Genomic DNA, 24907 nt, shown 5'->3' on the forward strand with positions numbered 1-24907 from the left:
TCGTGTGGCCGATGACTGTGGAATCGTGCCCCAAATGTGTGGAAGTTGTGTGGAAACGGGCAGTTTTCGGACTGTGTATCGCGGTGCAGTCGGATTTCCGATAAGCGGAGGCGGAAGTTTCGGATAAATTGCAAAGCCCCGGCCTATGAAAAGCCGGGACTTCGTTCGATGTTTACGATTCGGGGATTATTTCAGGACTTTCAACAGTTCGGGCAGCAGGCAGGAAATCGTATTCTCGTTCTGTGCCGTGTAGAAGTTGCCGTCGATGACGGCTTTTTCGTCCGTTCCGATACAGCTTTTGACGACCGGTTTGAGGAACGGATGCAGGGCCACCCGTCTGCCCTGTGCGATGCCGAGGTTGTCGAAGAGCAGTGCTGCGGCGCAATGCCCTGCGATCGTTTTTCCCTGGTCCGCAAAATTTTTGATGACGCTCAACATATCCACGTTGTAGGGTTTGTCTGCGTTTTCCGCGAATTTGGGCATGGCGTCGCCGCAGGCGAATACGAGGGCGTCGTATTCGTGTTCATGGCCTTTGAGTGAGGCGATTATATCGTCCGTCTGGAGGCGAAGCCCCGAGTTGGTTTTTACATTCGTGGTATCCGCTACCGCGAATGTCCTGAAGGGAATGCCGTTCTCGAAGAAGGTTTCCAAATACTGAAACAAGCCCGATCCGTTGACGGGGTTTACGACCAATACAGCTACTTTCTTTGCCATAATTTTTGAGTTTTTTATAGTTATTAATGATATGTTAGTTACTTTTGTAGTGCAAACATAAAATAAGTAATCGGGTTCTGCAAGAGGTGATTTTTTGGTAAGCGAGTTACAAAAAGGTAACCGATGTTGAACGACAACGAGATAAAACCGCAAAATAATGAAAACTTTTTTACACGAGGGAATTTGCCCGATTCGGGATATCTTGAGCCGCCTCGGTGACAAGTGGTCGCTGCTGGTGCTGACGACGTTGTATTCGAACGGGACGATGCGTTTCAACGACATTCAACGTTCGCTCGGGGATATTTCGCAGCGGATGCTGACCGTCACCCTGCGTTCGCTCGAAGCGGACGGGCTGGTCCACAGAGAGGTCTATCCCGAAGTGCCGCCCCGTGTCGAGTATCGTTTGACCGATTCCGGGGGCGATCTGATGCCGTATCTGAACAGTCTGGTGGAGTGGGCGTTGAAGAACACGCCGGCCATTTTGGAACGGCGTGCGCAGGCGGTGCGGGCGAAGTGATTTGCCGGAGGTATAAAACAAGTGTTTGCAGCGGGCTCGGATGCCGTGCTGCAAACACTTGTTTATCGGTAGGGGAGGCTTTTCCTACAAGCTGTCTCCGAAATCCTTGCGGAATTTCTCCATCAGGCGTGCCGGCCAGTCGGTGGTCGGTTCCAGACCGCCCATGAAGAAACGGAGCACGGGCGGCTCGTAGGTGAAGCGCAGACCGCCGATCAGGTGACGGTTCTCGTAGAGCCACTCCAGACGGTCGATGACGTATTTGATCTGGGAAAGCGTGAATACGCGGCGCGGGCAGGCGAGGCGTACCAGCTCGACGTCGGCCAGGATCTCTTTGCCGTTCTCGTCGCGGACGCTCGATACCGTACCGCGCTCCATACCGCGTACGCCCGAGCAGAGGTAGAGGGCTGCGGCCAGTGCTCCGGCGGGGTACTCCTCCTGCGGGATATGCTCGCAGAATTTCATGGCGTCCAGGTGTCCGCCCAGGACGCCGGCCGGAGTCACGACGGGAATGCCTTTCGGATCGAGCGTGTTCACCAGGTAGCGGATGTCACTAGTGTTCACTAAAAATTATGGACGCTTAAAAATTAAATAAACTTGGTTTACTTGAATCACATCGTTCATTGACGTTGTTGATATTTGATTTGTCAAAGAGTTCTTTGAGATTAGTCTTGTCAGTAAGTGAGATTCCTACAATTTGGAGGATTTCATAAACCGACCGTTCCAATTTCATATTGTGCTTTACACATATAATTAGACAGTAAGTAATTACGGCACAGTAGATTTGTATTCTGACAGCATTTTCACTCGTACCCCAGAACTTCTTGATTTTTAGATGTTGCTTCAACCATTTAAAAAAGAGTTCAATATTCCAACGATTGTGGTAAAGTTCTGCAATGACCGATGCAGGAAGTTCAAAGTTGTTTGTCAAGAACATGAATTCACGACCTTGTTCCTCATCAAGATAAACCACTCTTCTGAGTGTAGCTGGGTAATCTTTACTACTCTTATAGACGACAAACTCAATGGTAGAGTCGGATAAAACATTCTTTGGAAGCCTCCGTTTCCATGAGATTTGTTTGAACTTCAAGTTCTTCTTCGCACGTATTACAAACGTTGCTTCTATCTGCTCTATCTTGTAGAGATTGGCGAAGTCGTTGTACCCACGGTCGAAGATGTAATACGCCCCTTTTCGTATGGTATCTCAGGCATTACCTTTATATCACTGGTTGCCGCCACCGTGATATGAAAGAAAGCTGGGACTTGGGATTCAATATCATACAGCGTATGTACTTTGATTCCGCCCTTATGCTTACGAAACTTTGCCCATTGGAATACTTCAAGACATAAATCTATCGTTGTGGAGTCAAAGGCATATACATGACCGGTAAATCCGAACATCTTCTCGGTACTCTTGGAACGTGCCGCCGCCACCAAATGATAGGCGTATTCTTCAAAAATCCGATAGTCACGACCCTCATTCGCTTTAGCAAGATTGCTTCGGGTAACGGACTTGCCCATACCCAAGTGGTATAATTTGCTCCAATGAACTTCAAGAGCAATGATAAGGTCGCGTAAGCTTTCGCTTTTTGAGAGTTGTCCGAACATCATTACAAGTAACTGATTCCAGCAGGTGAATGACTTTACGTATCTGTCTCCCTGATACTTAGCAGATAAACGATTGAACTTGTTGCGGTCAAGAAATTGAACTAATTGAGCAAAAACGTATTTGTCTTTAAACATAACAGTCTGATGTAGACTGCAAAAGTAAATTCAAGTCCGTTTGCAAGAAAATCTCTTGTAACAAATTAAATATCAATCATTTCAAAAAAACTATAGCGATTTTTTAGTGGATACTAATGAGGCAAAATAATAAAACAACCACAAAAAAATCCGACACCATGAATTACGAAGAAATAAGACGACGCATTAGTATTCGGGCTTACCTCGCGGTACGGGGAATCAAACCCCGGTGAGAACGCGGCAACCGGGGCATGTACCTCTCGCTGCTGCGTGAGGAACGTACTCCCAGCTTCAGTGTCAGTTACGACAAGAACCTCTGGCACGACTTCGGAACGGGCGAGGGCGGCTCAATCATCGACCTTGTGCCCCGTATGGAGGGTTGTGCCGAGGGCGAGGCCGTCTAAAAGCTCGTAGTAGGCGAACACGAACGCTTGTATCCCTTTCCGACCAATCGCAAAAGACAGGCTGACCGGAAGCGCTCCGCCTTGCTATCCTCTCCGACCGCGAACAGATCCATCCGGCATTGGTCAGCTATCTCACGGGGCGAGGCATAGACCCTGCCATCGCCCGGACTTATTGCCGCGAGGTGCGTTACACGATCGGCGGCAAAGAGTATTTCGCCGTCGGTTTCCGCAACGACGCCGGAGGGTGGGAGCTCCGCTCCGCACGGTTCAAAGGCGGCTCCTCGCCCAAACATATTACGACACTTGACAACGGCAGCGATATGGCAATGGCGTTCGAGGGATTTATCGACTTTCTGTCCTATCTCTCGCTGAAAGGAACCCGTTACCGTCGATTGACAGCATCGTGCTCAACTCGGTGGTGAATCTGCACAAGGCTGTTTCGTTCTTCTCGCGCCACAGGGTCGTCCATGCCCTCCTCGACAACGACGACGCAGGGCAGAAAGCGTTGGCCCGACTGGGAGAATCCTTACCCTCGTCCGAAGTGATCGACCAGTCCGTTTTTTACCGCGACCACAAATACCTGAACGAATACCTGCAAGAGAAGCAGCACCAACAAGTGCAGCGCAAACAGCAACCACACGGGCATAAGGTGCGATAGCCCGATACCGGGGGGGCGTCGGACGAGCGGAGGGAGTGGCAAGGAAACTTCAAGGCTTGCCTTGATATAGCGAACTATAACTACCGGCTGCGCTTCGGTAGTTGTGGGCACTTCCGAGGGATTCAGGGCTCTGCCCTGAAAACCCGCGAGGGTCCTGCCTTCAACCCGGCAAAGGGTTTACTCCTCTGCACTCCCGCGGCGGTCTTTCGGACTGATGACCGCCGGAAGGCCCGCACAAATGTAATCATTGCATTCATTTCACAAATGGGAAGAACGTCTTTCAGACGCTCTTTCCATAACACTGACAATTATGGCAAAGACATCCATCAACATAAAGCCCTGCCTTGAGCGGGGCGCACAACAGACGGTTAGCGGAATATCTCGCTAATATCCGCAAGGGAAAGATCTACATCCGTACCGACCTCATGGCGAAAAACGAGGAATGGGTATCGCCTGAACTGGGCGATACCTCGCTTGAAGAACGAACAGGCTGATAGCTGCAATAGTCAAGAAAAAGACAGGCCGGGCTGTGCAGACCAAAGACCGGGAACGGGTGAACAAGAAGACGGGCAAGGTAACCGTAGTCCGTGACAGCACGCCAATCAAAAAGGGCGTGGTGGTCGTCAAGGAAGATACCGCAATGAAGCAGTTGCAGCGTTTCTGCGATGTGTGTAAGGTGCGATGGGGCATTACGCCGTTGCAAATCTTCATATACCGCGACGAGGGACATTACGAAATGCCCGACGATGAAACCTCATGGAAGCCGAACTACCACACCCATATCGTGTGGGACAGGATGAACCACAACACGGGCAAGTCTTGCAAACTCTTGCCGCAGGACATGAGCGAAATGCAGACCATATGGGCCGAAGCGCTCGGCATGGAACGCGGCACGTCCAAAGTGCAGACCGGACGTGAGCATCTGGAACGGACGGACTACATTATCGCCAAGCAGAAGCAGGAGGCCGAGAAAACCCGGATAGCCAAAGAACAAGCCGAAGCGGAACTGAAAGCGGTAAAAGGAGAGCTGAGAACCGAGAAGCTGAAGAACTCCACCGCCGAGGTAGGTACGACCATCCTCGACGGTATCGGCTCGAGGATCGGCACGTCGAAAGTCAAGCGGCAGCAACAGCAGATAGATGACCTTACCCAAAAGAACGAACGCCTGCACTCCGAGATACGGAGGCTGAACAAGACGATAGACAGGGAGAGGCGGGAGCATGAACAGACCGCCAAAAGACTGCAAGGCGAGATAGACCGCATTTACGGTTGGTTTCCCGACACGCCTCAGCTTATCCGGAGGGGAGAGTATTGCAGGGAGATAGGCTTCACGGACAAGATGGCCTGCGACCTCGTGAATATGCTGCCTGTCCATTTCTCCGGAAAGCTCTATTCATCGGAGCATTCCCAGCACTTCGAAAACGAACACTCGGAAGCCCGGCTCCTGCGGGATGAAAAAGGCCCTGGTGGGTTTCAACTGGTCATCGACTTGATACCCATTTTGCAATGGTTTCGGCAAAAGGCGGAAGAATTTTTGGAGCGCTTAGGAATAGAGATCAAAGACCGCGAACAGGGTCGGGGAATGTGGATGAGATAGAGTAAAATCTATTTCTGCGTATAGCTTATATGGGCAATACCCCGAATGAGTGGTTGTTCATCTGCGAATTATTTTCTATTTTTGCAACGTCGAGCGTAGTAATGCGTTCGGCAGACATACTGAAAGTGTTTTCGCACTGTCCTTGATAGAAAATCTGACAGTTTTCACAAGCAAAAGGATGGACGAACAGCACTCATTTCTTGTTTAGATTATGGCAAGGGATACGTTTAGTGTTCCCATACTCCATATCTACTCAAGTGTGGGGTATTGCGTCGTTTATTTTTGCTTGGGCTTTGTCAGAGCCTTCTATCAGATAAACGAAATCGACTCCACACTTTCTTTTTATAAACGGGGTCCGAGGAGCCGGGACCGATCTTTATAAAATTTTTATTATGAAGAAATTTTTGTTCTTTTTGGCTGTCACGGCATGCCTGGTTACGACCGGTTGCAGCGATGAGTACGATGATTCGGTTCTGACGGAACGGATCGAGGCGCTTGAAAACCGGATGAAGGAGCTGGAGGAGTTATGCAAACGGTTGAATGAGAACGATTACATCACTTCGGTCGAGCCTGTGATCGAGAACAGGAAGACGGTCGGATACGAGTTGTCTTTCGGTAAAAGCGATCCGATTACGATTTATCACGGCAAAGACGGGGCGGACTCTGCGATTACGGAGGTGACGCAGGATGAACAGAACGTCTATTTGACATTGCAGGACGGAACAGTGATTACACTCCCGAAAAAGGAGTCGTCCGGTGGTAGCGGCGACGGGGATAATAGCGGCGAGGGCAGCGATAGTGGCGATGACGGTGATAACGGCGACGGGGGTGAAGAGGCAGATCCGACGAAGGCCTCCGTCGAAGTTCCGAAGGCCGGCGGGCTGGATTTGGCGCTGGAGGATGCCGATTTGCTACGGATCGAAACGCTTCGGGTGTCGGGATTTCTGAATGACGACGATATTCGTTTTATATATCGGAATTTGCCGCGAGTAGCCTGTCTGGATCTGTCGCAGGCGAAAATGGAGGTGTGGGAGAGTGCCATTTTCGATGAAAAAACGAGTTTGAAGCATATTTCACTACCGCAGGTGGCAGAGGTTATGTCGATGGCTTGTTACGGCTGTTCCGCGTTGGAAGAGGTGGTTATTCCTGAAGGGACGACCAAGATCGGAGGTCAGGCTTTTTATGAGTGTCGGGCATTGACGGATGTTTATTGTCGGGCTGGGGTGCCTCCTCTGCTGGGTATACAGGTGTTTGAGGGTACTTCGATAAAGAATCTCTATGTTCCGGAGGGAAGTGCCGATGCGTACCGTGAGGCAGAGGGGTGGAGTCTGTTTGAACATATCGAGGAGCGGGAGTTCTGATTGCGGAGCGACCGAAGCGTAAAAAAACGGCAGGACAGCGTTTTGGGTGTCCTGCCGCTTTTTGCGAAATATGTCGCCGGACCTCCGTTTTATGTGAAGGGAAGACCGATCGGGTTGGAAAAAAACGCTATTCCATCGGCCGGATGCGGATTTCCGTTATGTCGGTCAGTTCCCGGGACAGTCGGTCGATGTCGGTTTTCTCTTCGACTTCGCCGTAATGATAGGGGTAGAAGATCGCGGGACGGATCGCCTTGACTGCATCCACGGCTTGATCGACCGTCATCGTGTAGGGTTGATTGACGGGCAGGAAGGCGATGTCGATGCCATGCAGGGCTTTCATTTCGGGTGTATTTTCCCCGTCTCCGGCGATGTAGATGCGTGTACCTCCGATAGTCAGGACGTAACCGCAATCCTCTCTTTCGCGGGGGTGGAATTGCTGACGGTCTTCGGAGGTGTTGTAGGCCGGAACAGCTTCGATCGAGAGGTAGTCGCGCGGGGCGAGCGTATCGCCCGGCTTCATCGTCAGGCACTTGCCTCCCAGCGTTTCGCTGCTGGTCCGGTCGCACACGACGGTTGTGGCTGCGGTGGAGAGAGCGGCGACGGCCGCGCTGTCCAGATGGTCGTAGTGCGAGTGGGTAATGAGGATCAGATCGGCCTTGGGCAGCGACGCATAGTCGGCGTATTGGCTGATCGGATCGATGTAAATATGGCGGCCTTCGGTTTCGATGGCCAGCGATGCGTGTTTGAAAAAGGTAATCGTCAGCTGACTCCCGTTCTTCGTGGTCAGCGTGTCCGTGGGATACGTTGCCGCCTGGTGCTTGCATCCCGAAACTGCAAGTGTCGTCATAATGGCGAAAATGAAAAGTTTCGAATGTTTCATAAAAGGGGTGTGTAACCTGCTCTATTTTTGGGTATAGTTGCGGGCCAAGCCTCCTTCGGAGGTTTCGCGGTAGAGGCTCGGAATGTCCTTGCCGGTTTCCTTCATCACCTCTACCACGCGGTCGTAGCTGATCATGTGGTGGCCGTCCGAGAGGTTGGCATAGCTGTTGGCGTCGAGCGCACGGGCTGCGGCGACGGCGTTGCGCTCGATGCAGGGGATCTGCACCAGTCCGCAAACCGGGTCGCACGTAAGTCCCAAGTGGTGTTCGAGGCCCATTTCCGCCGCATACTCGATCTGCGAGGGAGTGCCGCCGAAAAGCTGGCAGGCTGCGGCGGCAGCCATGGCGCAGGCGACGCCCACTTCGCCCTGGCAGCCGACTTCGGCGCCGGAGATCGACGAGTTGGTTTTGGCGACGTTGCCGAACAGTCCGCCCGTAGCCAGGGCACGCAGGATGCGCAGACGCGAGAAGTTGCGCGTGTTCACCAGATGATAGAGTACCGCAGGCATGACGGCGCTCGATCCGCAGGTCGGAGCCGTGACGACGGTGCCGCCCGAAGCGTTCTCTTCGGCCGTGGCGAGGGCGTAGGCATAGAGCTTGGCGCGGGAGCGCAGCGTGTCGGTGTAACTCTCGGCCTTGACCAGGTAGGTGCTGGCCTTGCGGGAAACTTTGAGTCCGCCCGGAAGGACTCCTTCGGCAGTCAGCCCCCGCACGATGGTTTCGCACATGGCGGTCCAAATCTCATCGAGATAATCCCAGATTCCGGGGCCTTCGCACTCTTCGACATACTCCCAGAAGGTTTGCCCCTCGCGGTTGCACCACTCCAGAATCTCGGAAATATGGGTCATGGGATAGATGTTGGCAGGAGGATTCTTGGCGGTTTCCTCGTTGGCCAGAGCGCCCCCGCCGACGCTGTAAATCACCCATTCGTCCACGGGTTTTCCCGCTTTGAAGGCTTCGAAACGCATGCCGTTGGGGTGGAACGGCAGGGAGATGTCGGGACGCCAGACGATTTCGGTTGGAGCCACGGGCTCCAGCACGGAGAGGATCGCCACGTCGGTCATGTGCCCTTTGCCGGTAGCTGCCAGCGATCCGTACAGCGTTACCTTGTACCGGTCGGCATCGGAAGCCCGTTTGACGAATGCTTCGGCTGCCTTCTTGGGACCCATCGTATGACTGCTCGAGGGTCCGGTACCGATTTTATAGAGTTCCTTGAGTGATTCCATAGTAATTAGTCTTAATAGAACAAATATAGTAAAAACCGCGAGAAATCGAGAACTTGCCCATAGTTTTTCCGAGGCGCATCCTATCTGGAGCAAAGATAATGAAGGGTAAGAGATAAGCCAAACTTGTTTAAGCTCTTTTGCTTCTCTTTGCAGATAATATGATCTGTATCGTTCGGAGGTTGATCTGCTGAAAATTGTGGTGTTATGCTTTTGGCTTAAAGCTATTTTTAAGAAATTTTGTTTATATTTGTAACAGTGAAATTTTTAATATCATTTGCCTATGAATAGATAACGATAATAGCTTTTTTGATTTCCCGTACCGTTCACGCACGAAAAGTGTCGGTACATACATATAAAAGCGTTAGCTTTATTTCTTGCTTCTGAAACTTCGACAATTTCAAAAGTACGTCAAGAGTAAAGTGTGAACGCTCACGCACCAGCGTGGGCTTTACTCATTTATTTGACGTACAGGTAGTCGAAGACCTCAGAAGCAAATAATAAGTTCTGTCCCACGCTTTTTTATATTTCTATTTCAACCTGTAAATAAACCATGCCGAGGGGACACGGAATTATTTATGCTAAACAATGAAACCGTTTATTACATTGATTTGCGTCGGGTTGTTGATGAGTTCTTGTGCCTCTATTTTCTGTGGTTCGAAAGCCAAAGTTACTTTTGACGGAGAGATTTCCGAAGAGGCTACTCTGACAATCGATGGGCTTAAACACACCAATGTCACTTTTCCCTATACGACAAAAATACGAAGAGGTTTCGACGAAACAGTCGTAAAGATCGAATCACCGAACTATACGGCCTCCCCGATCATTATAAACAAAAACTTTAACGCCGTATCGGTTATAAATCTGCTCGATGTTCTCGGCTGGGGTATCGACGCTGCGACGGGCGCTATCACTAAGCCCGAATTCAAATTCTATCAGATCGATTTTCAACCCAAAGAGGCGAAGACGAAAGCATCGTCGGTGGATTAGACGTAACTTTTCGCCCATTTTTCCATAAGTCATTTTCAGACCGCAGCCACCATAGGCTGCGGTCTGAAAACTTTAGGGCGGTCGGTGCTATCTCCGGCTGAAAAAACGTTTCTGTCGGGGGGCTCGGTGAAGACAGTTATGTCCGGGAAGCGATTTCATTGGTATTTTTCCGGCTATCGTTATCGCTCCGCTGCGGTCGTCCGAATTGGAAACGAATCCGGAGCAGGAAGGGGGATAAAGATTCAGGCGGGAACGGTCTTTCGATCGTTACCCGCCTGATTTGCGGTCGGAGAAGTCCCGGATCGCTCCGCGGATTTCGACAACTGCATGGCCTTCGTAACGTCGGCATCGATGCCGACGGACGGCGCCTGCTATTTTACTGCATTAACTATTGCTTCGAATGCCTTCGGCTCGTTCATTGCCAGATCGGCCAGAACCTTGCGGTTGAGGACGATGCCCTTGGCGTTGAGTTTGCCGATAAATTGCGAATAGGTCATTCCCTGCGCGCGGACGGCTGCATTGATACGCATGATCCACAGGCTGCGGAATGTTCTCTTCTTGAGCTGGCGGTGTGCGTAAGCATACTGCAAACCCTTCTCGACCGTGTTTTTGGCTACGGTCCATACGTTTCCCCTTGAACCAAAGTTACCCTTGGCAAGTTTCAAAACTTTTTTTCTCCTTGCGCGTGACGCAACAGCGTTGACTGAACGTGGCATAGTAAATAAGTTTTTGACGGACTGTCAGCGACGTGATTCTCTCACGTTCTTCGGGGCTGATTTGTCCCTTGATTAATAAAATTGCGAATCCGGCCCGATGAATTATTTCACCAGCAGATTCTTGATCTTTGCCTCATCGGCAGCGGAAACGGTGCCCGAATAGCACAGGTTACGCTTTTGTTTAGTCGATTTTTTGGTCAGGATGTGACTGTGATAAGCGTGTTTGCGCTTGATCTTTCCTGTGCCGGTGAAAGAAAAACGCTTCTTTGCAGCGGCATTGGTTTTCATTTTAGGCATGTCGGTAATAGTTAGTTTAGTTATACATAGCCCACAAAGATACGAAAAGTTTTTTATTCTGTCATTCTGCCGGGGCGAAAAAGTTATCTGTATGGCGTTATGGGTAAAAATCGGGATTCATAAGAAGAAGGGGAGGAGCCGTACGAATATCCCGGGGATCTGTGGGGTTGCCGGCGAAGGGCATCGGATATATGCCGGTCCGTATCGTGTGCCGCCTGGAAGGTATTCGTTCCCGGTTTTATCGGCGGGAGAACCCGTGTGCAGGGGGGTATTCTGGCAGATATTTTCGTATGCCTGGCGGTGACGACGAGGATTTTGCCGGTCTTTTTTCTTGGCTGCGGATTCAAATTTCGTATATTTGCATTTTAATAATATATTTTGATGTACCGATCGGCACAGGTTCGAAACCTACCGATATTTCGACTTTTCTTCGAACTCCCTTGTGAGGTGAGGTGTGGTGGGGCCGTATTGAAAAACGGCCGCAGAGTTGTGACCGATCGCCGAAATCGGCAGGAAAGCGGTCGTGGTACAGGGATGAATAGTTGCCTATCGAAATTGAACGATGACGGGGATGGAAAATACGATGATATGGGATTTTGTCTGGCGCCTGGTACTGGCTGCGCTATTCGGAACGATAATCGGTCTGGACCGGGAGTACCGGGAGAAAGAGGCGGGTTTCAGAACCCATTTTCTCGTTTCGTTGGGGAGTGCGCTCATGATGATCGTTTCGCAGTACGGCTTTTCGGAGATTTTGACGCATGACGGCGTGTCGCTCGATCCGAGCCGTATCGCGGCGCAGGTGGTGAGCGGTATCGGTTTCATCGGGGCCGGTACGATCATCTTCAACCACCAGATCGTGCGGGGACTGACGACGGCTGCGAGTCTGTGGGCTACGGCCGGTATCGGTTTGACCGCAGGCGCCGGAATGTCGTGGCTGGCTCTTGCCGCAACGATCCTGACGCTCGTCGCGCTGGAGGGGTTGAGTTTGGTTTTCCGTTCGCTCGGATCGCGCCGGATGGTGGTCGTATTTTCGGCATCGGACCGGACCGGTGTAGCGGACACGCTGGACCGGATACGGACGGACGGTTATATGGTCGTGTCGTACGAAGTCGTGCCGCAGGTCGTGGGCGGCGATGGAATAACCTACCGGGTTACGATGGTGGTCAAGGCCAAACCCGGCAGTGACAACAATCAATTGTTGGCTCTGTTGCGGGAAAACACGGACATAATAGTAGAAAGAATCGCGTAATAATTTTGTATATATATGGGACGAAACTCTCGGGGGTTTTTAACGGGTATAACAACCTGGTGGCGTAAAAAGATAATCGCGGTGAGGCATTCGTTTTACCGCAAACGGCTGGTGCGGCGATTGACCAATCTCGCCCCGTCGATCCTTTCGCTGGATTGTGTGGGCGGTGTTATGGCGCACGACCTGCGGCTGCGTTTCAATTCCCCGACGGTCAATCTGTTTTTCGAATCCTGCGGGGATTTTATCGACTATGTGGCGGATTTGCGCTATTATTCGCAGGCGGAACTGTGCGAATGTCCCTATGCGTACGAGGGGGCGCGTCGCTATCCCGTCGGCATGCTGAAAGGAAACGGCACGCTACCCGATATAAAGATCCATTTTCTGCATTACCGCTCTTTCGAAGAGGCCAGGGAAAAATGGCTCGAGCGCAGCGGTCGTCTTGATTTCGACAATCTGTGCGTAGTCATGCAGGCGGCGGAGCTCGACGAGGGTCTTTTGGAACGTTTCGAACGGCTGCCGATATCGCGCAAAGTGATCCTGGGCTACGAAACGCTGCCGTTGCAAAGCCCGTCGATTTTCAAGATGCGTTCGCTGGATTCTTTCGTGCCGGGCCGGATCTTGGATTATAACGGTCTGTCGGGTCGGCGTTATCTCGACGATTTCGATTACGTCGCATTTCTCAACGACGGAACCATTCGAGCGCAAAATTGCCCCACCCCGCAGAAATTCCGCGACTGATTCCGGGGTATGATTTTGCTGGTAATTCTTTCGGTAAGGAGGCTGTCGTAATGAGTTTTTGTCTGTTCTGAAACAGCGCGAAAATTCACGGCTTTTCCGGAGAACAGGTCGAAGAAATGCAATTTTCCCCATCTGTTCTTTTTCAGTTGTTTACTTGCTGCGCCCGCTTCATACGATGATTCGATCGTCTATAATGAATGATTCAAAATGGGGATTGGAGTGAAGAACCAGTACCGATTGGTTGCTGAAATATAACGACAAAGAATCTCTTGCACTGGAAATGTTCGCATCTGTTATTTGTTGCTGCAACAGACATAATAATCCCGGATCTTCGGTGACGGGATAAATCTCTTCGTACACATGGGTTCTCCCGTTGCGAGAGAATGAAAACGATCCCATAATCTGAATATTTCCATTTTCCCAGAACAATCCGATTTGATTGATCGAATAACAGACCTGTTCGATGGTTTTTCCCTTCAGCCGTTCCGGACTGAAATCATCAGGAATAAGATACATAACGATTGGTTTAAGGAGAGGAAAGATCGGCATTTCAGTCCATTTTGCAGGGCTGTTTGTTGCGGTAGCGGTCGGTCGTTATAAGACGGACGTTTTCTGCTTCAGCTATTTTACCCATATTGGGCCGTAACCTCATAATTCTTATTCTGTAATTTTTGGGATGCTGGCTTGCGTGCGATGGCAGTCCGGAGAATTCGGTTGTGGAGATCGACGTGTCGGAGATCTCAGTTTTTATCGGGTTTTCGGGTTATTGCCAATATCGATATACGATCTTCAGAAATTTTTCCCGGGACATGTCTTGGGGATTCGTGCCCGGGACCCCTTCCGGTATCGGTTGGTCCATTGCTGCGAAATGGTCGATCCAGAATTGCGGCAACCGACCGTCGGCCGTGCGGAAATTCATCGGCCGGGCTGTGAAAAGATGTTCGTTTTTGGAGCCGGTCAGATAACACTCCCAAACCAGTTCGCTGCAATACATTTTGCCGTTATGGGGTAGAAAGGAGTCGTCGTAAGGTTGGCCCAGATACTTTTTGGCTTCGCCGATCGCCCGGGTCGCCAGCTCCCTGCGTTCGGGAAGAGTTATGCGGGCTATCGCTGCAGCCGGACGGCCTTCGATTGTAGCGGACGAATCGAGGAATTTTTGCAGCGGAGTCATCGTCACCCCAGGCTCGGATTTTGCTTCCAGCACATAAATACCGGCCGGTTCGACCGTGATGATTCCTACATGGGTGAACGAAAGATCGGACTCCCCGCCTGTCGCATCGGCGATGGCTTCCGTCATTCCGCCGGCGATCCCGACCTGGAAGATCAAATCTCCCGATTCCGGGTGAAATTCCTGCTGGTAGCAGGAGGTCTGCAGGAAAAATATACCTATAATATATATAAGCGTTTTCATCGGAACATTATAAGTTAAGGGCGATCGCGTAGTCAAAGGCAGTAAAAAGAGAGGGTGCAGTCGTGCGGGCATGCACGCAAAGATTGCCGAGTCACATCCTATCTTCTGCAAAGATAGTGAAAAGCGGGGGCGAGCCAAATTTATTTGAGCATGCAGCCGTAGCTTGTTCTTCCGAAGATAGCGAAAGATGGAGTAGAGTGAGGCAACTTGCCAACTTGCATGTAAGGATTACCGAATCTCCTCCCTTCTATTGCTTTTCGAGATAAGAGTAATTTTCAGGGTATTTATCGTTGGACAGTTATATATTTTTAGCTGTCACGACTGTTTTGTCGTTGATTTTGGCGGCAACTTATAGTTTGGGCAAGCTAAATCTCTTTCGGAAAGGAGGATGTCGGGCAGCTTCAGGGTGAAGGGCGGTATGTCGAGATATAAATCAGGTATTGCTGTGGAGGTATTCGGTTAATTTTCGTTTGTGTAGTGAGTTTTTGTGGTTGTTGTCCATATTTTTTTGCTGAATTTGGCGGAATAACCGGTGTGCCTGCGTACAAACGGGAAGAATGAATCGAAAATTATTGGGAGAAACAACCGAATTTTGTAGCTGCCGTTTGTGATAATATTTATATTGAACGGCAGGAACAACAGCATTGGGGGTGAGAAAAGCAGGAAAAACTTTGTCGGTAATATTTCTGAAGGAGTGATAAAACCAGAATATTTGTGCTTATTTATTCCTTGAGGAGTGAAATGCCGGGGATTGTTGTCGAGGGTTTCGAGCGGATTTGTCTTTCCCGACCTTGTGTTCTTATTTTGCTCGAGCGTGTATTTTCCATCTATTTTCAGGTTGGAGGGAGTGGAGGCAGGTTTTGTACCTGAAAAAGTTGTCGATGTAATATGTTGATGTTTAGTCAAGTGTGACGATTCGGCGAAAATAGTGTGAAAAAAGAGTGAAAAATATTTGGATAATTAGAGCAAATGCATTTATCTTTGCAACCGCTTTGAGAGAGAAACACGACTCACAGCGACAAGTTCTGAAAAAGTTTTCTGAAAAATTTCTTCTCGAAAAATTTGGAAGTTTGAAAAAAGTGCTTTATCTTTGCACTCACTTTCCGACTGAAAAATGAGAGGAGAGAAGGAGAGACTCGAAAGAGGCGATCCAATGAAAAACAGAATCGTTCTAAATAGAAATATATAGAACAACGTTCTTTGAAGATATTGAGCAGCAAGTTTTTATCCACTCTCATACGAGAGTGATTTCAAACAATACCTTTGAGATTGGAGCTAAGATTTAACAAAAACATTTTATACAATGGAGAGTTTGATCCTGGCTCAGGATGAACGCTAGCGGCAGGCTTAACACATGCAAGTCGAGGGGCAGCATAATGGATAGCAATATCTATGGTGGCGACCGGCGCACGGGTGCGTAACGCGTATGCAACCTACCTTTAACAGGGGGATAACACTGAGAAATTGGTACTAATACCCCATAATATCATAGAAGGCATCTTTTATGGTTGAAAATTCCGATGGTTAGAGATGGGCATGCGTTGTATTAGCTAGTTGGTGGGGTAACGGCTCACCAAGGCGACGATACATAGGGGGACTGAGAGGTTAACCCCCCACACTGGTACTGAGACACGGACCAGACTCCTACGGGAGGCAGCAGTGAGGAATATTGGTCAATGGACGCAAGTCTGAACCAGCCATGCCGCGTGCAGGATGACGGCTCTATGAGTTGTAAACTGCTTTTGTACGAGGGTAAACGCAGATACGTGTATCTGTCTGAAAGTATCGTACGAATAAGGATCGGCTAACTCCGTGCCAGCAGCCGCGGTAATACGGAGGATTCAAGCGTTATCCGGATTTATTGGGTTTAAAGGGTGCGTAGGCGGTTTGATAAGTTAGAGGTGAAATTTCGGGGCTCAACCCTGAACGTGCCTCTAATACTGTTGAGCTAGAGAGTAGTTGCGGTAGGCGGAATGTATGGTGTAGCGGTGAAATGCTTAGAGATCATACAGAACACCGATTGCGAAGGCAGCTTACCAAACTATATCTGACGTTGAGGCACGAAAGCGTGGGGAGCAAACAGGATTAGATACCCTGGTAGTCCACGCAGTAAACGATGATAACTCGTTGTCGGCGATACACAGTCGGTGACTAAGCGAAAGCGATAAGTTATCCACCTGGGGAGTACGTTCGCAAGAATGAAACTCAAAGGAATTGACGGGGGCCCGCACAAGCGGAGGAACATGTGGTTTAATTCGATGATACGCGAGGAACCTTACCCGGGCTTGAAAGTTAGCGACGATTCTTGAAAGAGGATTTCCCTTCGGGGCGCGAAACTAGGTGCTGCATGGTTGTCGTCAGCTCGTGCCGTGAGGTGTCGGGTTAAGTCCCATAACGAGCGCAACCCCTACCGTTAGTTGCCATCAGGTGAAGCTGGGCACTCTGGCGGGACTGCCGGTGTAAGCCGAGAGGAAGGTGGGGATGACGTCAAATCAGCACGGCCCTTACGTCCGGGGCTACACACGTGTTACAATGGTAGGTACAGAGGGCAGCTACCCAGCGATGGGATGCGAATCTCGAAAGCCTATCTCAGTTCGGATTGGAGGCTGAAACCCGCCTCCATGAAGTTGGATTCGCTAGTAATCGCGCATCAGCCATGGCGCGGTGAATACGTTCCCGGGCCTTGTACACACCGCCCGTCAAGCCATGGGAGCCGGGGGTGCCTGAAGTTCGTGACCGCAAGGAGCGACCTAGGGCAAAACTGGTGACTGGGGCTAAGTCGTAACAAGGTAGCCGTACCGGAAGGTGCGGCTGGAACACCTCCTTTCTGGAGCTTTATTTCAAAGGTAAGTTGCTTGATTCTTCAAAGAAAGTTCTAACAGCACACGCGTAAGGCGTAGCAGAGCGAAACTGCGGTGCTGTTCAACGCAAACTTCGGGTTTGCATCGTTCATTGACACGATTAAGGAGATGAGATATAGGCTATGCATATACAATAGGGTATGCATAGCGGAAAAAGAAAGTAAGTAAGGGCGTATGGGGGATGCCTAGGCTCTTGGAGGCTAAGAAGGACGTGGTAAGCTGCGAAAAGCTGCGGGGATTTGCAAACGAGACTCGATCCGCAGATATCCAAATGGGACAACCCGGCAGGTAGAAGACCTGTCACACCGCGAGGTGAGCTAACCCTCTGAACTGAAACATCTAAGTAGGAGGAGGAAAAGAAAGAAACATCGATTTCCAAAGTAGCGGCGAGCGAAATGGAAGAAGCCCAAACCGATATTGTTACGGCAATATCGGGGTTGTAGGACTGCAATATTCAATTAACAATGAACTGGAATGGTCTGGAAAGTCCATCCATAGAGAGTGAAAGGCTCGTACAGGTAAGTTTGTTATGCGAAAGCAGTATCCTGAGTATGGCGGGACACGAGGAATCCTGTCAGAATCAGCCGGGACCACCCGGTAAGGCTAAATACTCCCAAGAGACCGATAGTGGACCAGTACTGTGAAGGAAAGGTGAAAAGAACCCCGAACAGGGGAGTGAAATAGAACCTGAAACCATACGCTTACAACCGGTCGGAGCAGCTTCGTGCTGTGACGGCGTGCCTATTGAATAATGAGCCTACGAGTTACTAATCACTAGCGAGGTTAAGTGCAAGGATGCACGGAGCCGAAGCGAAAGCGAGTCTGAACAGGGCGTTTAGTTAGTGGTTGTAGACGCGAAACCTTGCGATCTACCCTTGAGCAGGTTGAAGGTTGGGTAAAACCAACTGGAGGACCGAACGAATAAGCGTTGAAAAGCTTCTCGATGACTTGAGGGTAGGGGTGAAAGGCTAATCAAGCTGGGAAATAGCTCGTACTCCCCGAAATGCCTTTTGGGGCAGCGTTGTAATAAAGAGTCTACTGGAGGTAGAGCTACTGATTGGATGCGGGGGCTTCACCGCCTACCAAATCCTGACAAACTCCGAATGCCAGTAGTATGATTTACAGCAGTGAGTGACTGGGTGCTAATGTCCAGTCGCAAAAGAGGAACAACTCAGACCAGCAACTAAGGTCCCGAAGAATATGCTAAGTTGATCTAACGATGTTTTGTTGCAGAGACAGCTAGGATGTTAGCTTGGAAGCAGCTATTCATTCAAAGAGTGCGTAACAGCTCACTAGTCGAGCGACAGAGCGTGGATAATAAACGGGCATCAAGCATATCACCGAAGTTCTGGGCGCGAGAGCGCGGTAGGGGAGCATTCCATTCAGCGTCGAAGCAGTTTCGTGAGGAATTGTGGAGCGTATGGAAAAGCAAATGTAGGCATGAGTAACGATAATGCGGGAGAGTAACCCGCACACCGCAAGACCAAGGTTTCCTGATCAACGCTAATCGGATCAGGGTTAGTCGGGTCCTAAGGGTAAGCCGAACGGCGATCTCGATGGATAATCGGTTAATATTCCGATACTAACATATACCTCGATGGAGAGACGAAGGAACGTAAGTGCCGCCACCTGACGGAATAGGTGGTTAAAGGGCGTAGGTATAGGGGCAGATTAAGAGTTAGTCCTTGCTGAAACCTGACAGTACAGAGAGCCTACGGGCAATTTGATAGAGCACCCAAGTCGACTTCCGAGAAAATCTTCTAAGTTATAGTATATGTTACCCGTACCGTAAACCGACACAGGTGGTCGAGGAGAGTATCCTAAGGTGCTCGAGTGAATCACGGTTAAGGAACTAGGCAAATTAACCCCGTAACTTCGGGAAAAGGGGTCCCTATGAAAGTAGGGCGCAGCGAAGAGGTCCAGGCGACTGTTTATCAAAAACACAGGGCTCTGCAAATTCGAAAGAAGACGTATAGGGCCTGACACCTGCCCGGTGCTGGAAGGTTAAGAGGGGATGTCATCGCAAGAGAAGCATTGAATCGAAGCCCCAGTAAACGGCGGCCGTAACTATAACGGTCCTAAGGTAGCGAAATTCCTTGTCGGGTAAGTTCCGACCTGCACGAATGGTGTAACGATCTGGACACTGTCTCAACCGTGAGCTCGGTGAAATTGTAGTCCCGGTGATGATGCCGGGTACCCGCAACGGGACGAAAAGACCCCGTGAACCTTTACTATAGCTTAACGCTGAATTTGGGTACACAATGTGTAGGATAGGCCGGAGGCTTTGAAGCGGGCACGCCAGTGTTCGTGGAGCCGACGTTGAAATACGGCCCTTTGTGTATTTGAGTTCTAACCCTGCGAAGGGGACACCGTTTGGTGGGTAGTTTGACTGGGGTGGTCGCCTCCAAAAGCGTAACGGAGGCTTCCCAAGGTACCCTCAGCACGAATGGTAACCGTGCGCGGAGTGCAATAGCATAAGGGTGCTTGACTGTGAGACATACAAGTCGACCAGGTACGAAAGTAGGGTATAGTGATCCGGTGGTTCTGCGTGGACTGGCCATCGCTCAAAGGATAAAAGGTACTCCGGGGATAACAGGCTGATCGCCGCCAAGAGCTCATATCGACGCGGCGGTTTGGCACCTCGATGTCGGCTCGTCACATCCTGGGGCTGGAGAAGGTCCCAAGGGTTCGGCTGTTCGCCGATTAAAGTGGCACGCGAGCTGGGTTCAGAACGTCGTGAGACAGTTCGGTCTCTATCTGTTGCGGGCGTAGGAAGATTGAGGGGTCCTGACTTTAGTACGAGAGGACCGAGTTGGACGAACCTCCGGTGTATCGGTTATGCTGCCAAGTGTACTGCCGAGTAGCCGCGTTCGGTCTGGATAAGCGCTGAAAGCATCTAAGCGCGAAGCCATCCCCAAGATAAGTCTTCCCTTGAGGGGCGTAGGAGACTACTACGTTGATAGGCTGCAGGTGTAAAGACAGCAATGTCAAAGCCGAGCAGTACTAATTACCCGATAGGCTTTCTTTTTCGAATCTTTATCTCATCTCCTGTACGTGTCAAATTTACCGGATGCGACGGATTATATATCGAAAAGATATATTCGCATAGTTCCGATATATTGGAGCAAAAGTTCTTTTAGGTGGTTATAGCAGTGAGGTTCCACCTCTTCCCATTCCGAACAGAGAAGTTAAGCTCACTAACGCCGATGGTACTGCGCTACGCGCGTGGGAGAGTAGGTAGCCGCCTCTTCAAGCCGGATCCTGAACAAGGGTCCGGCTTTCTTTTTGTTCGCGGGCTTGCGTGTTCCCTCCCCTCGTGCGGCTGGCTCTCTGCGGCAGAGCCTGCCAAGGAGGGTTATGCCGGTTTAGAGGTTGATATTTTGTGCTTGGAGGTTGGCGTGGGCATACGCTTTACAGCACGTATTCGTAGTGGGGGGCGGTTTATAAACGCAGCCAAATGCCGAGAATAACGGCGCCCGAAACCGAAATCCTGTAAAATGAACCGGATATTGTTGCTTTGCCGCTGCAGAAGAAATGCAGGCCGTATAGATTGTAATTCCTTCGAATGTGCGGGAGATTTGTATGTCGCAGGACGGATCTATGATCGAGATAGGCTCTTCGTTTGTGCGGGGTTTTCGGAAATTCAATGTAGAGCGATCCGCTATTTTAAGTAATCCGGCTCTTCGGGACGGAAGTGATTCGTGATATGGTTCGGGAGCGGAATGTCACTTGGGAAATACAGGAGCGATAATCGGCAAAACGGGATGGGACGGAGTTCAGATCCGAATGCGATTTTTGGAGGGTTGAAATAGTCCCAAACGATAAACAACGAAGTTTTTGCGTATGCGGCGAAGGGATCAGGGGTTTCCTCTGTCGTAGTATCGCACTGTCCTATCAATATCTATAGAGTATTGTATTGCCGGCGGAATTCGTCTGTACTACACTTTTGCTTCCTGCGGATGGATTTCCCTGACTATTCGGCCTCCTTGGAGGCGGCGCTTGGGTTAAGGACTGCGATACCGATCGTGTTGCCGGTAGGGATCGTGCTCCGGGGGAGGGGTGAGTCAAGAACTGGATGCCGGTCTGGAAACGTGTACCCGGTGGAACGGATTACTTCCGTTCGTTTCCGATGTTATGCTTTAAGGCCCGGAGCTGTGCTTGCATGCGGTGAGGACCTTGGTTCGCGGATGAAATCGCGGGTACGGGATCCCGAATGTTCTGTCGCTGCGGTTGGATCCCATATTTCAGCCGAAGATAATGGTTGGAGTTATATGAGGTCCGGATCGTTTTCGCAGACAGGGACGGATTCGTCGTAGAATTGTTGGTGTCTTCCTGCTGTGGGAATAACGGGCGGTTTCCTGGGCGCTTGATTGGTCGGTGTCGTGGTGAGGAAGTGGAGTGCCGGGAGCATGGTTTCGCAAGATAATAACCATGTTAGCTCGATCCGGTGAAGCCGGCTTCATTTGAATTCGGGGTTCTCTAAATCCGGCTTGTCAGTAGGCGCAGGGTCGCCGTATGCGGAGTGATTTCGGTCCATTGCGTCGATGCGGGCAACAACCAGGTTTCGCCCTGCCGGACATCGATTCGATTGCCTTCGTTGTCGGTCAATGAACCACTCCCCTGAAGCAGAACTATTGCCACGAAAGAGTCCGTTGCCGACCAGTCGCAGCGTGTTCGTGCGGTCAGGGTATATAGCGACGTAGTAAAGTAAGGCGTGGTGACAAGCCGGACTTCCTGATTGTTCTCCGGAGCGTACGTTATGCGGCTGTTTTCGGAAGATTCGAAATCGATCGCTTCGCGTGCCAATTCGGTATGCAACTCCCGGGAATTGCCCGCTGCATCCCGCCGGTCGAAATCGTAGATCCGGTAGGTGATGTCCGAACTTTGCTGGATCTCGACGATGAAGGACCCCTTTCCGATGCTGTGCACCCGTCCTGCCGGCAGATAAAAGACGTCGCCCGATGCGATTGCCTGGCGATTCAAAACGTCGGTCAATGTATTGTCGGCAACGCGACGTTCGTACTCCGCCGGTGCGATCGGACGGGAGAATCCGGTCAGTAACGAAGCGCCCGGTTCCGCTTCCAGCACGTACCACATCTCGCATTTCCCGCTTTTCCCGTGGCGCTTTCGTGCCAGTTCGTCGTCCGGGTGTACCTGGATCGAAAGATCTTCCCGGGCATCTATGAATTTTACCAACAAGGGAAATTCCTGCCCGAAACGGGCATAGTTGGCTTTGCCCAGAAGCTCTGCGCCGAAGCGTCCGATCAGCTCGGGCAGGGTGCTTCCGGTCCACGGCCCTTCCGCCACCACCGATTCCGAGCCGGGCATGCCGGAAAGTTCCCAGCTTTCGCCTACACGGGAGAGCTCGGATGCGAGTTCCTTGTAGGGGATGATGCGTTCGCCGCCCCAGAGGGTCTGCTTCAGAATCGGATGAAATTTGAGGGGACGCAATGCTTCAGGTCTTAATTTGTTCCTACAAATATACTATTTTTCGGCAAGCAAAAGCTTTCTGCGACGAGAAAATGAAACGGGAAGCCGGTGTATTTGCAACTGGGTTGCAAGGAAAATGCACTATATTTGACACCAAAGAAGAATAAAAGCATTATGAAAAGTCAAACGAATGGTCGCGGCTGCGCCGCTTGCGATGCAGGTCCTGACCACGACCGTCATTCGCAAAGCTATTGGATGCCCGTTGCGTCGGCCGTGTTATTTGCGGCGGGACTCGTCATGCAATATACCGGTGTCGAATTTTTCGCATCTTCCGCAGTACGGTTCTGCTGGTACCTCGCAGCTTATTTTCCGGTAGGGCTTCCTGTGCTCCGGGAGGCATGGAACGGTATGCGGCAGCGGGATTTCTTTACGGAATATACGCTGATGAGCCTCGCTGCCATCGGTGCTTTCTATATCGGAGAGTATCCCGAGGGGGTTGCCGTGATGTTGTTTTATTCGATCGGAGAGGCGTTGCAGGAGCGTGCCGTGGAGCGGGCGCGGCGGAATATTCGTGCGCTCGTCGATATCCGGCCCGAACAGGCGAACGTCTTGGAGGACGGGAAACCGGTGGCTATGCCCGCTGCGCAGGTCGTGCCGGGCCGGACGATCGAGGTGCTTCCGGGGGGACGTGTCCCTCTGGACGGCGTTTTGCTGTCCGAGGCGGCCCCGTTCAATACGGCGGCGCTGACCGGAGAGAGTACGCCGCGGACGATCTGTAAGGGAGATGAGGTGTTGGCGGGTATGATCTCTTCGCAGCATCCGGTTCGTATCGAAGTGACGCGCCCGTATGGGGAGAGCGCCCTTTCGCGGATTCTCTCCATGGTCGAAGAAGCTGCGGCGCGCAAGGCTCCCGCCGAATTGTTCATCCGCCGTTTCGCCCGGATTTATACTCCCGTAGTGACAGGATTGGCCGTGCTGATCGTCGCTTTGCCCGGATTGTGGTCGCTCCTGCACGGAGGCTTCGCCTATTCGTTCGACGAATGGTTGTCCCGGGCCCTGGTATTTCTGGTGGCCTCTTGTCCTTGTGCGCTGGTTATCAGTATTCCGCTGGGCTATTTCAGCGGTATCGGCGTTGCTTCGAAGGCTGGCGTGCTCTTTAAGGGCGGCAGTTATCTGGATGCCATTGCGCGGGTCAATACCGTGGTTTTCGACAAGACCGGCACGCTGACCGAGGGTTTGTTCGAAGTCCGGGAGGTGCATGTTGCTCCGGGCGTGAATTCCGGGGAGCTGCTCGGATGGGTCGCTTCGGCCGAACGGACCAGTATACACCCGGTGGCCCGGGCAGTCGTGCAGTATGCCGAGAGGGAGGGTGTTGCTCTTCTCGCTTCGGAGGGCGCAGTTGAAATCGCCGGACACGGCATTCGGGCCGAATTCGACGGGAAACAGTTGCTGGTGGGCAATACGCGTCTGATGGCTCGCTTCGGCGTGGAATATCCGTCGGAGGTCGATGCGATTCCCGAGACGATCGTCGTATGTGCGCTCGACGGCCGGTATGCGGGCTATCTCGTGATTGCGGACAAGCCCAAGGAGGATGCCGCGCGTGCCGTGGCGGAATTGAAGTCGCTCGGAATCGAGGATATTCGGATTTTGTCGGGCGACCGGGAGGCGCTGGTGGCGAATTTGGGCCGCAGGCTGGGCGTTTCCGAGGCCCGGGGGGATCTCCTGCCCGAAGGTAAGATGGAGATACTCGAGGCGCTGCGCGGAGAGCCCGGCAAAGTCACGGCTTTCGTCGGCGACGGATTCAACGACGCTCCGGCTCTCGCAACGAGCGATGTCGGGGTGGCGATGGGGGCTTTGGGTAGCGATGCAGCCATCGAAACGGCCGACGTGGTGATCCAGTCCGACCAACCTTCGCGTCTGCCTGCGGCGATCCGTATCGGACGTCTTACGCACCGCATCGTGCGGCAGAATATCCTGCTGGCGATCGGGGTGAAGGTTGTCGTGCTGACGTTGGGCGCACTCGGCATCGCAACCATGTGGGAAGCGGTCTTCGCCGATGTAGGCGTCACTCTGCTTGCGGTTCTGAATGCCGTGAGGGCTTCCAATCGTCGTTTTTAATGCGT

The 24907-nt window shown here is 51.4% G+C and carries 19 protein-coding genes, 3 rRNA genes and 2 pseudogenes; 13 read left to right on the forward strand and 11 right to left on the reverse strand.

Features of this window, described 5'->3' with window-relative positions; translation table 11 throughout:
• Positions 1-186: 186 nt before the first annotated feature.
• On the reverse strand, positions 187-714 hold the full coding sequence (locus ALIPUT_RS09795; RefSeq protein ID WP_004329747.1) for a DJ-1/PfpI family protein: 528 nt from the start codon (positions 712-714) through the stop codon (positions 187-189).
• Between the two features lie 157 nt (positions 715-871).
• Here ALIPUT_RS09795 and ALIPUT_RS09800 point away from each other — a divergent pair, with 157 nt between their 5' ends.
• A complete protein-coding gene (locus ALIPUT_RS09800; RefSeq protein WP_004329748.1) occupies positions 872-1231 on the forward strand; it encodes a winged helix-turn-helix transcriptional regulator in 360 nt (119 codons plus the stop codon).
• Between the two features lie 84 nt (positions 1232-1315).
• Here the strand turns inward: ALIPUT_RS09800 and ALIPUT_RS09805 are convergent, their stop codons facing one another.
• Positions 1316-1792 (reverse strand): PLP-dependent aminotransferase family protein, encoded by a 477-nt coding sequence (locus ALIPUT_RS09805; protein WP_004329749.1) that lies wholly within the window; start codon positions 1790-1792, stop codon positions 1316-1318.
• 16 nt (positions 1793-1808) lie between these two features.
• Positions 1809-2971, reverse strand: a pseudogene (locus ALIPUT_RS09810) (IS4 family transposase).
• A gap of 251 nt (positions 2972-3222) precedes the next feature.
• On the opposite strand from ALIPUT_RS09810, the gene ALIPUT_RS13160 reads away from it, so the two are divergent.
• From ALIPUT_RS13160 to ALIPUT_RS09825, 5 genes and pseudogenes are all read left to right on the forward strand, one after another.
• Positions 3223-3375, forward strand: coding sequence for a CHC2 zinc finger domain-containing protein (locus ALIPUT_RS13160; protein ID WP_004329752.1), 153 nt, complete (start codon positions 3223-3225; stop codon positions 3373-3375).
• Positions 3376-3494: 119 nt separating this feature from the next.
• A complete protein-coding gene (locus tag ALIPUT_RS13165; protein WP_004329754.1) occupies positions 3495-3797 on the forward strand; it encodes a hypothetical protein in 303 nt (100 codons plus the stop codon).
• Complete coding sequence (locus tag ALIPUT_RS13170; RefSeq protein WP_231290545.1) at positions 3791-4033, forward strand: toprim domain-containing protein; 243 nt, start codon at positions 3791-3793, stop codon at positions 4031-4033. The genes ALIPUT_RS13165 and ALIPUT_RS13170 overlap by 7 nt, the downstream gene beginning before the upstream one ends.
• Positions 4034-4343: 310 nt before the next feature.
• A pseudogene (locus tag ALIPUT_RS13265) lies at positions 4344-5231 on the forward strand (mobilization protein); the annotation flags it as partial.
• 791 nt (positions 5232-6022) lie between these two features.
• Complete coding sequence (locus ALIPUT_RS09825) at positions 6023-6991, forward strand: leucine-rich repeat protein (RefSeq protein ID WP_004329758.1); 969 nt, start codon at positions 6023-6025, stop codon at positions 6989-6991.
• A 127-nt stretch (positions 6992-7118) separates the two neighbouring features.
• On the opposite strand, the gene ALIPUT_RS09830 is transcribed toward ALIPUT_RS09825, so the two are convergent.
• Positions 7119-7871, reverse strand: coding sequence for an MBL fold metallo-hydrolase (locus ALIPUT_RS09830; protein WP_004329759.1), 753 nt, complete (start codon positions 7869-7871; stop codon positions 7119-7121).
• A 21-nt stretch (positions 7872-7892) separates the two neighbouring features.
• Positions 7893-9095 (reverse strand): L-serine ammonia-lyase, iron-sulfur-dependent, subunit alpha, encoded by a 1203-nt coding sequence (locus ALIPUT_RS09835; protein ID WP_004329760.1) that lies wholly within the window; start codon positions 9093-9095, stop codon positions 7893-7895.
• A 585-nt stretch (positions 9096-9680) separates the two neighbouring features.
• Here ALIPUT_RS09835 and ALIPUT_RS09840 point away from each other — a divergent pair.
• On the forward strand, positions 9681-10082 hold the full coding sequence (locus ALIPUT_RS09840; protein ID WP_004329761.1) for a hypothetical protein: 402 nt from the start codon (positions 9681-9683) through the stop codon (positions 10080-10082).
• Between the two features lie 371 nt (positions 10083-10453).
• On the opposite strand, the gene rplT is transcribed toward ALIPUT_RS09840, so the two are convergent.
• Complete coding sequence (gene rplT / locus ALIPUT_RS09845) at positions 10454-10798, reverse strand: 50S ribosomal protein L20 (protein ID WP_004329762.1); 345 nt, start codon at positions 10796-10798, stop codon at positions 10454-10456.
• 102 nt (positions 10799-10900) lie between these two features.
• Complete coding sequence (gene rpmI / locus ALIPUT_RS09850; protein WP_004329763.1) at positions 10901-11095, reverse strand: 50S ribosomal protein L35; 195 nt, start codon at positions 11093-11095, stop codon at positions 10901-10903.
• A gap of 583 nt (positions 11096-11678) precedes the next feature.
• Here rpmI and ALIPUT_RS09860 point away from each other — a divergent pair.
• Both ALIPUT_RS09860 and ALIPUT_RS09865 read left to right on the forward strand, forming a co-directional pair.
• Positions 11679-12344 (forward strand): MgtC/SapB family protein, encoded by a 666-nt coding sequence (locus ALIPUT_RS09860; protein ID WP_187117648.1) that lies wholly within the window; start codon positions 11679-11681, stop codon positions 12342-12344.
• Between the two features lie 81 nt (positions 12345-12425).
• Positions 12426-13082, forward strand: coding sequence for a DUF1919 domain-containing protein (locus ALIPUT_RS09865; protein ID WP_050751524.1), 657 nt, complete (start codon positions 12426-12428; stop codon positions 13080-13082).
• A 168-nt stretch (positions 13083-13250) separates the two neighbouring features.
• Here the strand turns inward: ALIPUT_RS09865 and ALIPUT_RS09870 are convergent, their stop codons facing one another.
• From ALIPUT_RS09870 to ALIPUT_RS13180, 3 genes are all read right to left on the reverse strand, one after another.
• Positions 13251-13598 carry a hypothetical protein gene (locus tag ALIPUT_RS09870; RefSeq protein ID WP_147554452.1) on the reverse strand — a complete coding sequence of 116 codons (348 nt, stop codon included), beginning with the start codon at positions 13596-13598 and terminating at the stop codon, positions 13251-13253.
• 247 nt (positions 13599-13845) lie between these two features.
• Positions 13846-14493, reverse strand: coding sequence for a YiiX/YebB-like N1pC/P60 family cysteine hydrolase (locus ALIPUT_RS09875; RefSeq protein ID WP_004329768.1), 648 nt, complete (start codon positions 14491-14493; stop codon positions 13846-13848).
• Between the two features lie 459 nt (positions 14494-14952).
• The gene (locus ALIPUT_RS13180; protein WP_004329769.1) at positions 14953-15399 is read right to left on the reverse strand and encodes a hypothetical protein; all 447 of its coding nucleotides are present in this window, start codon (positions 15397-15399) and stop codon (positions 14953-14955) included.
• 394 nt (positions 15400-15793) lie between these two features.
• Between ALIPUT_RS13180 and ALIPUT_RS09880 the strand changes: the two genes are divergently transcribed.
• The 3 genes from ALIPUT_RS09880 (at position 15794) to rrf (ending at position 20604) form a co-directional block, all read left to right on the forward strand.
• Positions 15794-17320 (forward strand): 16S ribosomal RNA (locus ALIPUT_RS09880).
• 188 nt (positions 17321-17508) lie between these two features.
• Positions 17509-20382, forward strand: a 23S ribosomal RNA gene (locus tag ALIPUT_RS09885).
• A gap of 108 nt (positions 20383-20490) precedes the next feature.
• Positions 20491-20604: ribosomal RNA gene (rrf, locus tag ALIPUT_RS09890) — 5S ribosomal RNA — on the forward strand.
• Together the 16S, 23S and 5S rRNA genes form the textbook arrangement of a ribosomal RNA operon.
• A gap of 1229 nt (positions 20605-21833) precedes the next feature.
• Here the strand turns inward: rrf and ALIPUT_RS09895 are convergent.
• A complete protein-coding gene (locus ALIPUT_RS09895) occupies positions 21834-22805 on the reverse strand; it encodes a type I phosphomannose isomerase catalytic subunit (protein ID WP_004329772.1) in 972 nt (323 codons plus the stop codon).
• Positions 22806-23039: 234 nt separating this feature from the next.
• Here ALIPUT_RS09895 and ALIPUT_RS09900 point away from each other — a divergent pair, with 234 nt between their 5' ends.
• Positions 23040-24902, forward strand: a complete 1863-nt coding sequence (locus ALIPUT_RS09900) for a heavy metal translocating P-type ATPase (RefSeq protein ID WP_004329774.1) — start codon at positions 23040-23042, stop codon at positions 24900-24902.
• Positions 24903-24907: the final 5 nt, after the last annotated feature.

It is taken from the genome of Alistipes putredinis DSM 17216, from assembly GCF_000154465.1.
Classification (GTDB): domain Bacteria; phylum Bacteroidota; class Bacteroidia; order Bacteroidales; family Rikenellaceae; genus Alistipes; species Alistipes putredinis.

Coding starts and splice junctions, on each gene's coding strand:
- rpmI (WP_004329763.1), bottom strand. CDS start 11,095: ATGCCTAAAATGAAAACCAATGCCGCTGCAAAGAAGCGTTTTTCTTTC.
- ALIPUT_RS09840 (WP_004329761.1), top strand. CDS start 9,681: ATGAAACCGTTTATTACATTGATTTGCGTCGGGTTGTTGATGAGTTCT.
- rplT (WP_004329762.1), bottom strand. CDS start 10,798: ATGCCACGTTCAGTCAACGCTGTTGCGTCACGCGCAAGGAGAAAAAAA.
- ALIPUT_RS09860 (WP_187117648.1), top strand. CDS start 11,679: ATGATATGGGATTTTGTCTGGCGCCTGGTACTGGCTGCGCTATTCGGA.
- ALIPUT_RS09900 (WP_004329774.1), top strand. CDS start 23,040: ATGCCCGTTGCGTCGGCCGTGTTATTTGCGGCGGGACTCGTCATGCAA.
- ALIPUT_RS09830 (WP_004329759.1), bottom strand. CDS start 7,871: ATGAAACATTCGAAACTTTTCATTTTCGCCATTATGACGACACTTGCA.
- ALIPUT_RS09870 (WP_147554452.1), bottom strand. CDS start 13,598: ATGTATCTTATTCCTGATGATTTCAGTCCGGAACGGCTGAAGGGAAAA.
- ALIPUT_RS13160 (WP_004329752.1), top strand. CDS start 3,223: ATGTACCTCTCGCTGCTGCGTGAGGAACGTACTCCCAGCTTCAGTGTC.
- ALIPUT_RS09825 (WP_004329758.1), top strand. CDS start 6,023: ATGAAGAAATTTTTGTTCTTTTTGGCTGTCACGGCATGCCTGGTTACG.
- ALIPUT_RS09875 (WP_004329768.1), bottom strand. CDS start 14,493: ATGAAAACGCTTATATATATTATAGGTATATTTTTCCTGCAGACCTCC.
- ALIPUT_RS09835 (WP_004329760.1), bottom strand. CDS start 9,095: ATGGAATCACTCAAGGAACTCTATAAAATCGGTACCGGACCCTCGAGC.
- ALIPUT_RS09795 (WP_004329747.1), bottom strand. CDS start 714: ATGGCAAAGAAAGTAGCTGTATTGGTCGTAAACCCCGTCAACGGATCG.
- ALIPUT_RS09800 (WP_004329748.1), top strand. CDS start 872: ATGAAAACTTTTTTACACGAGGGAATTTGCCCGATTCGGGATATCTTG.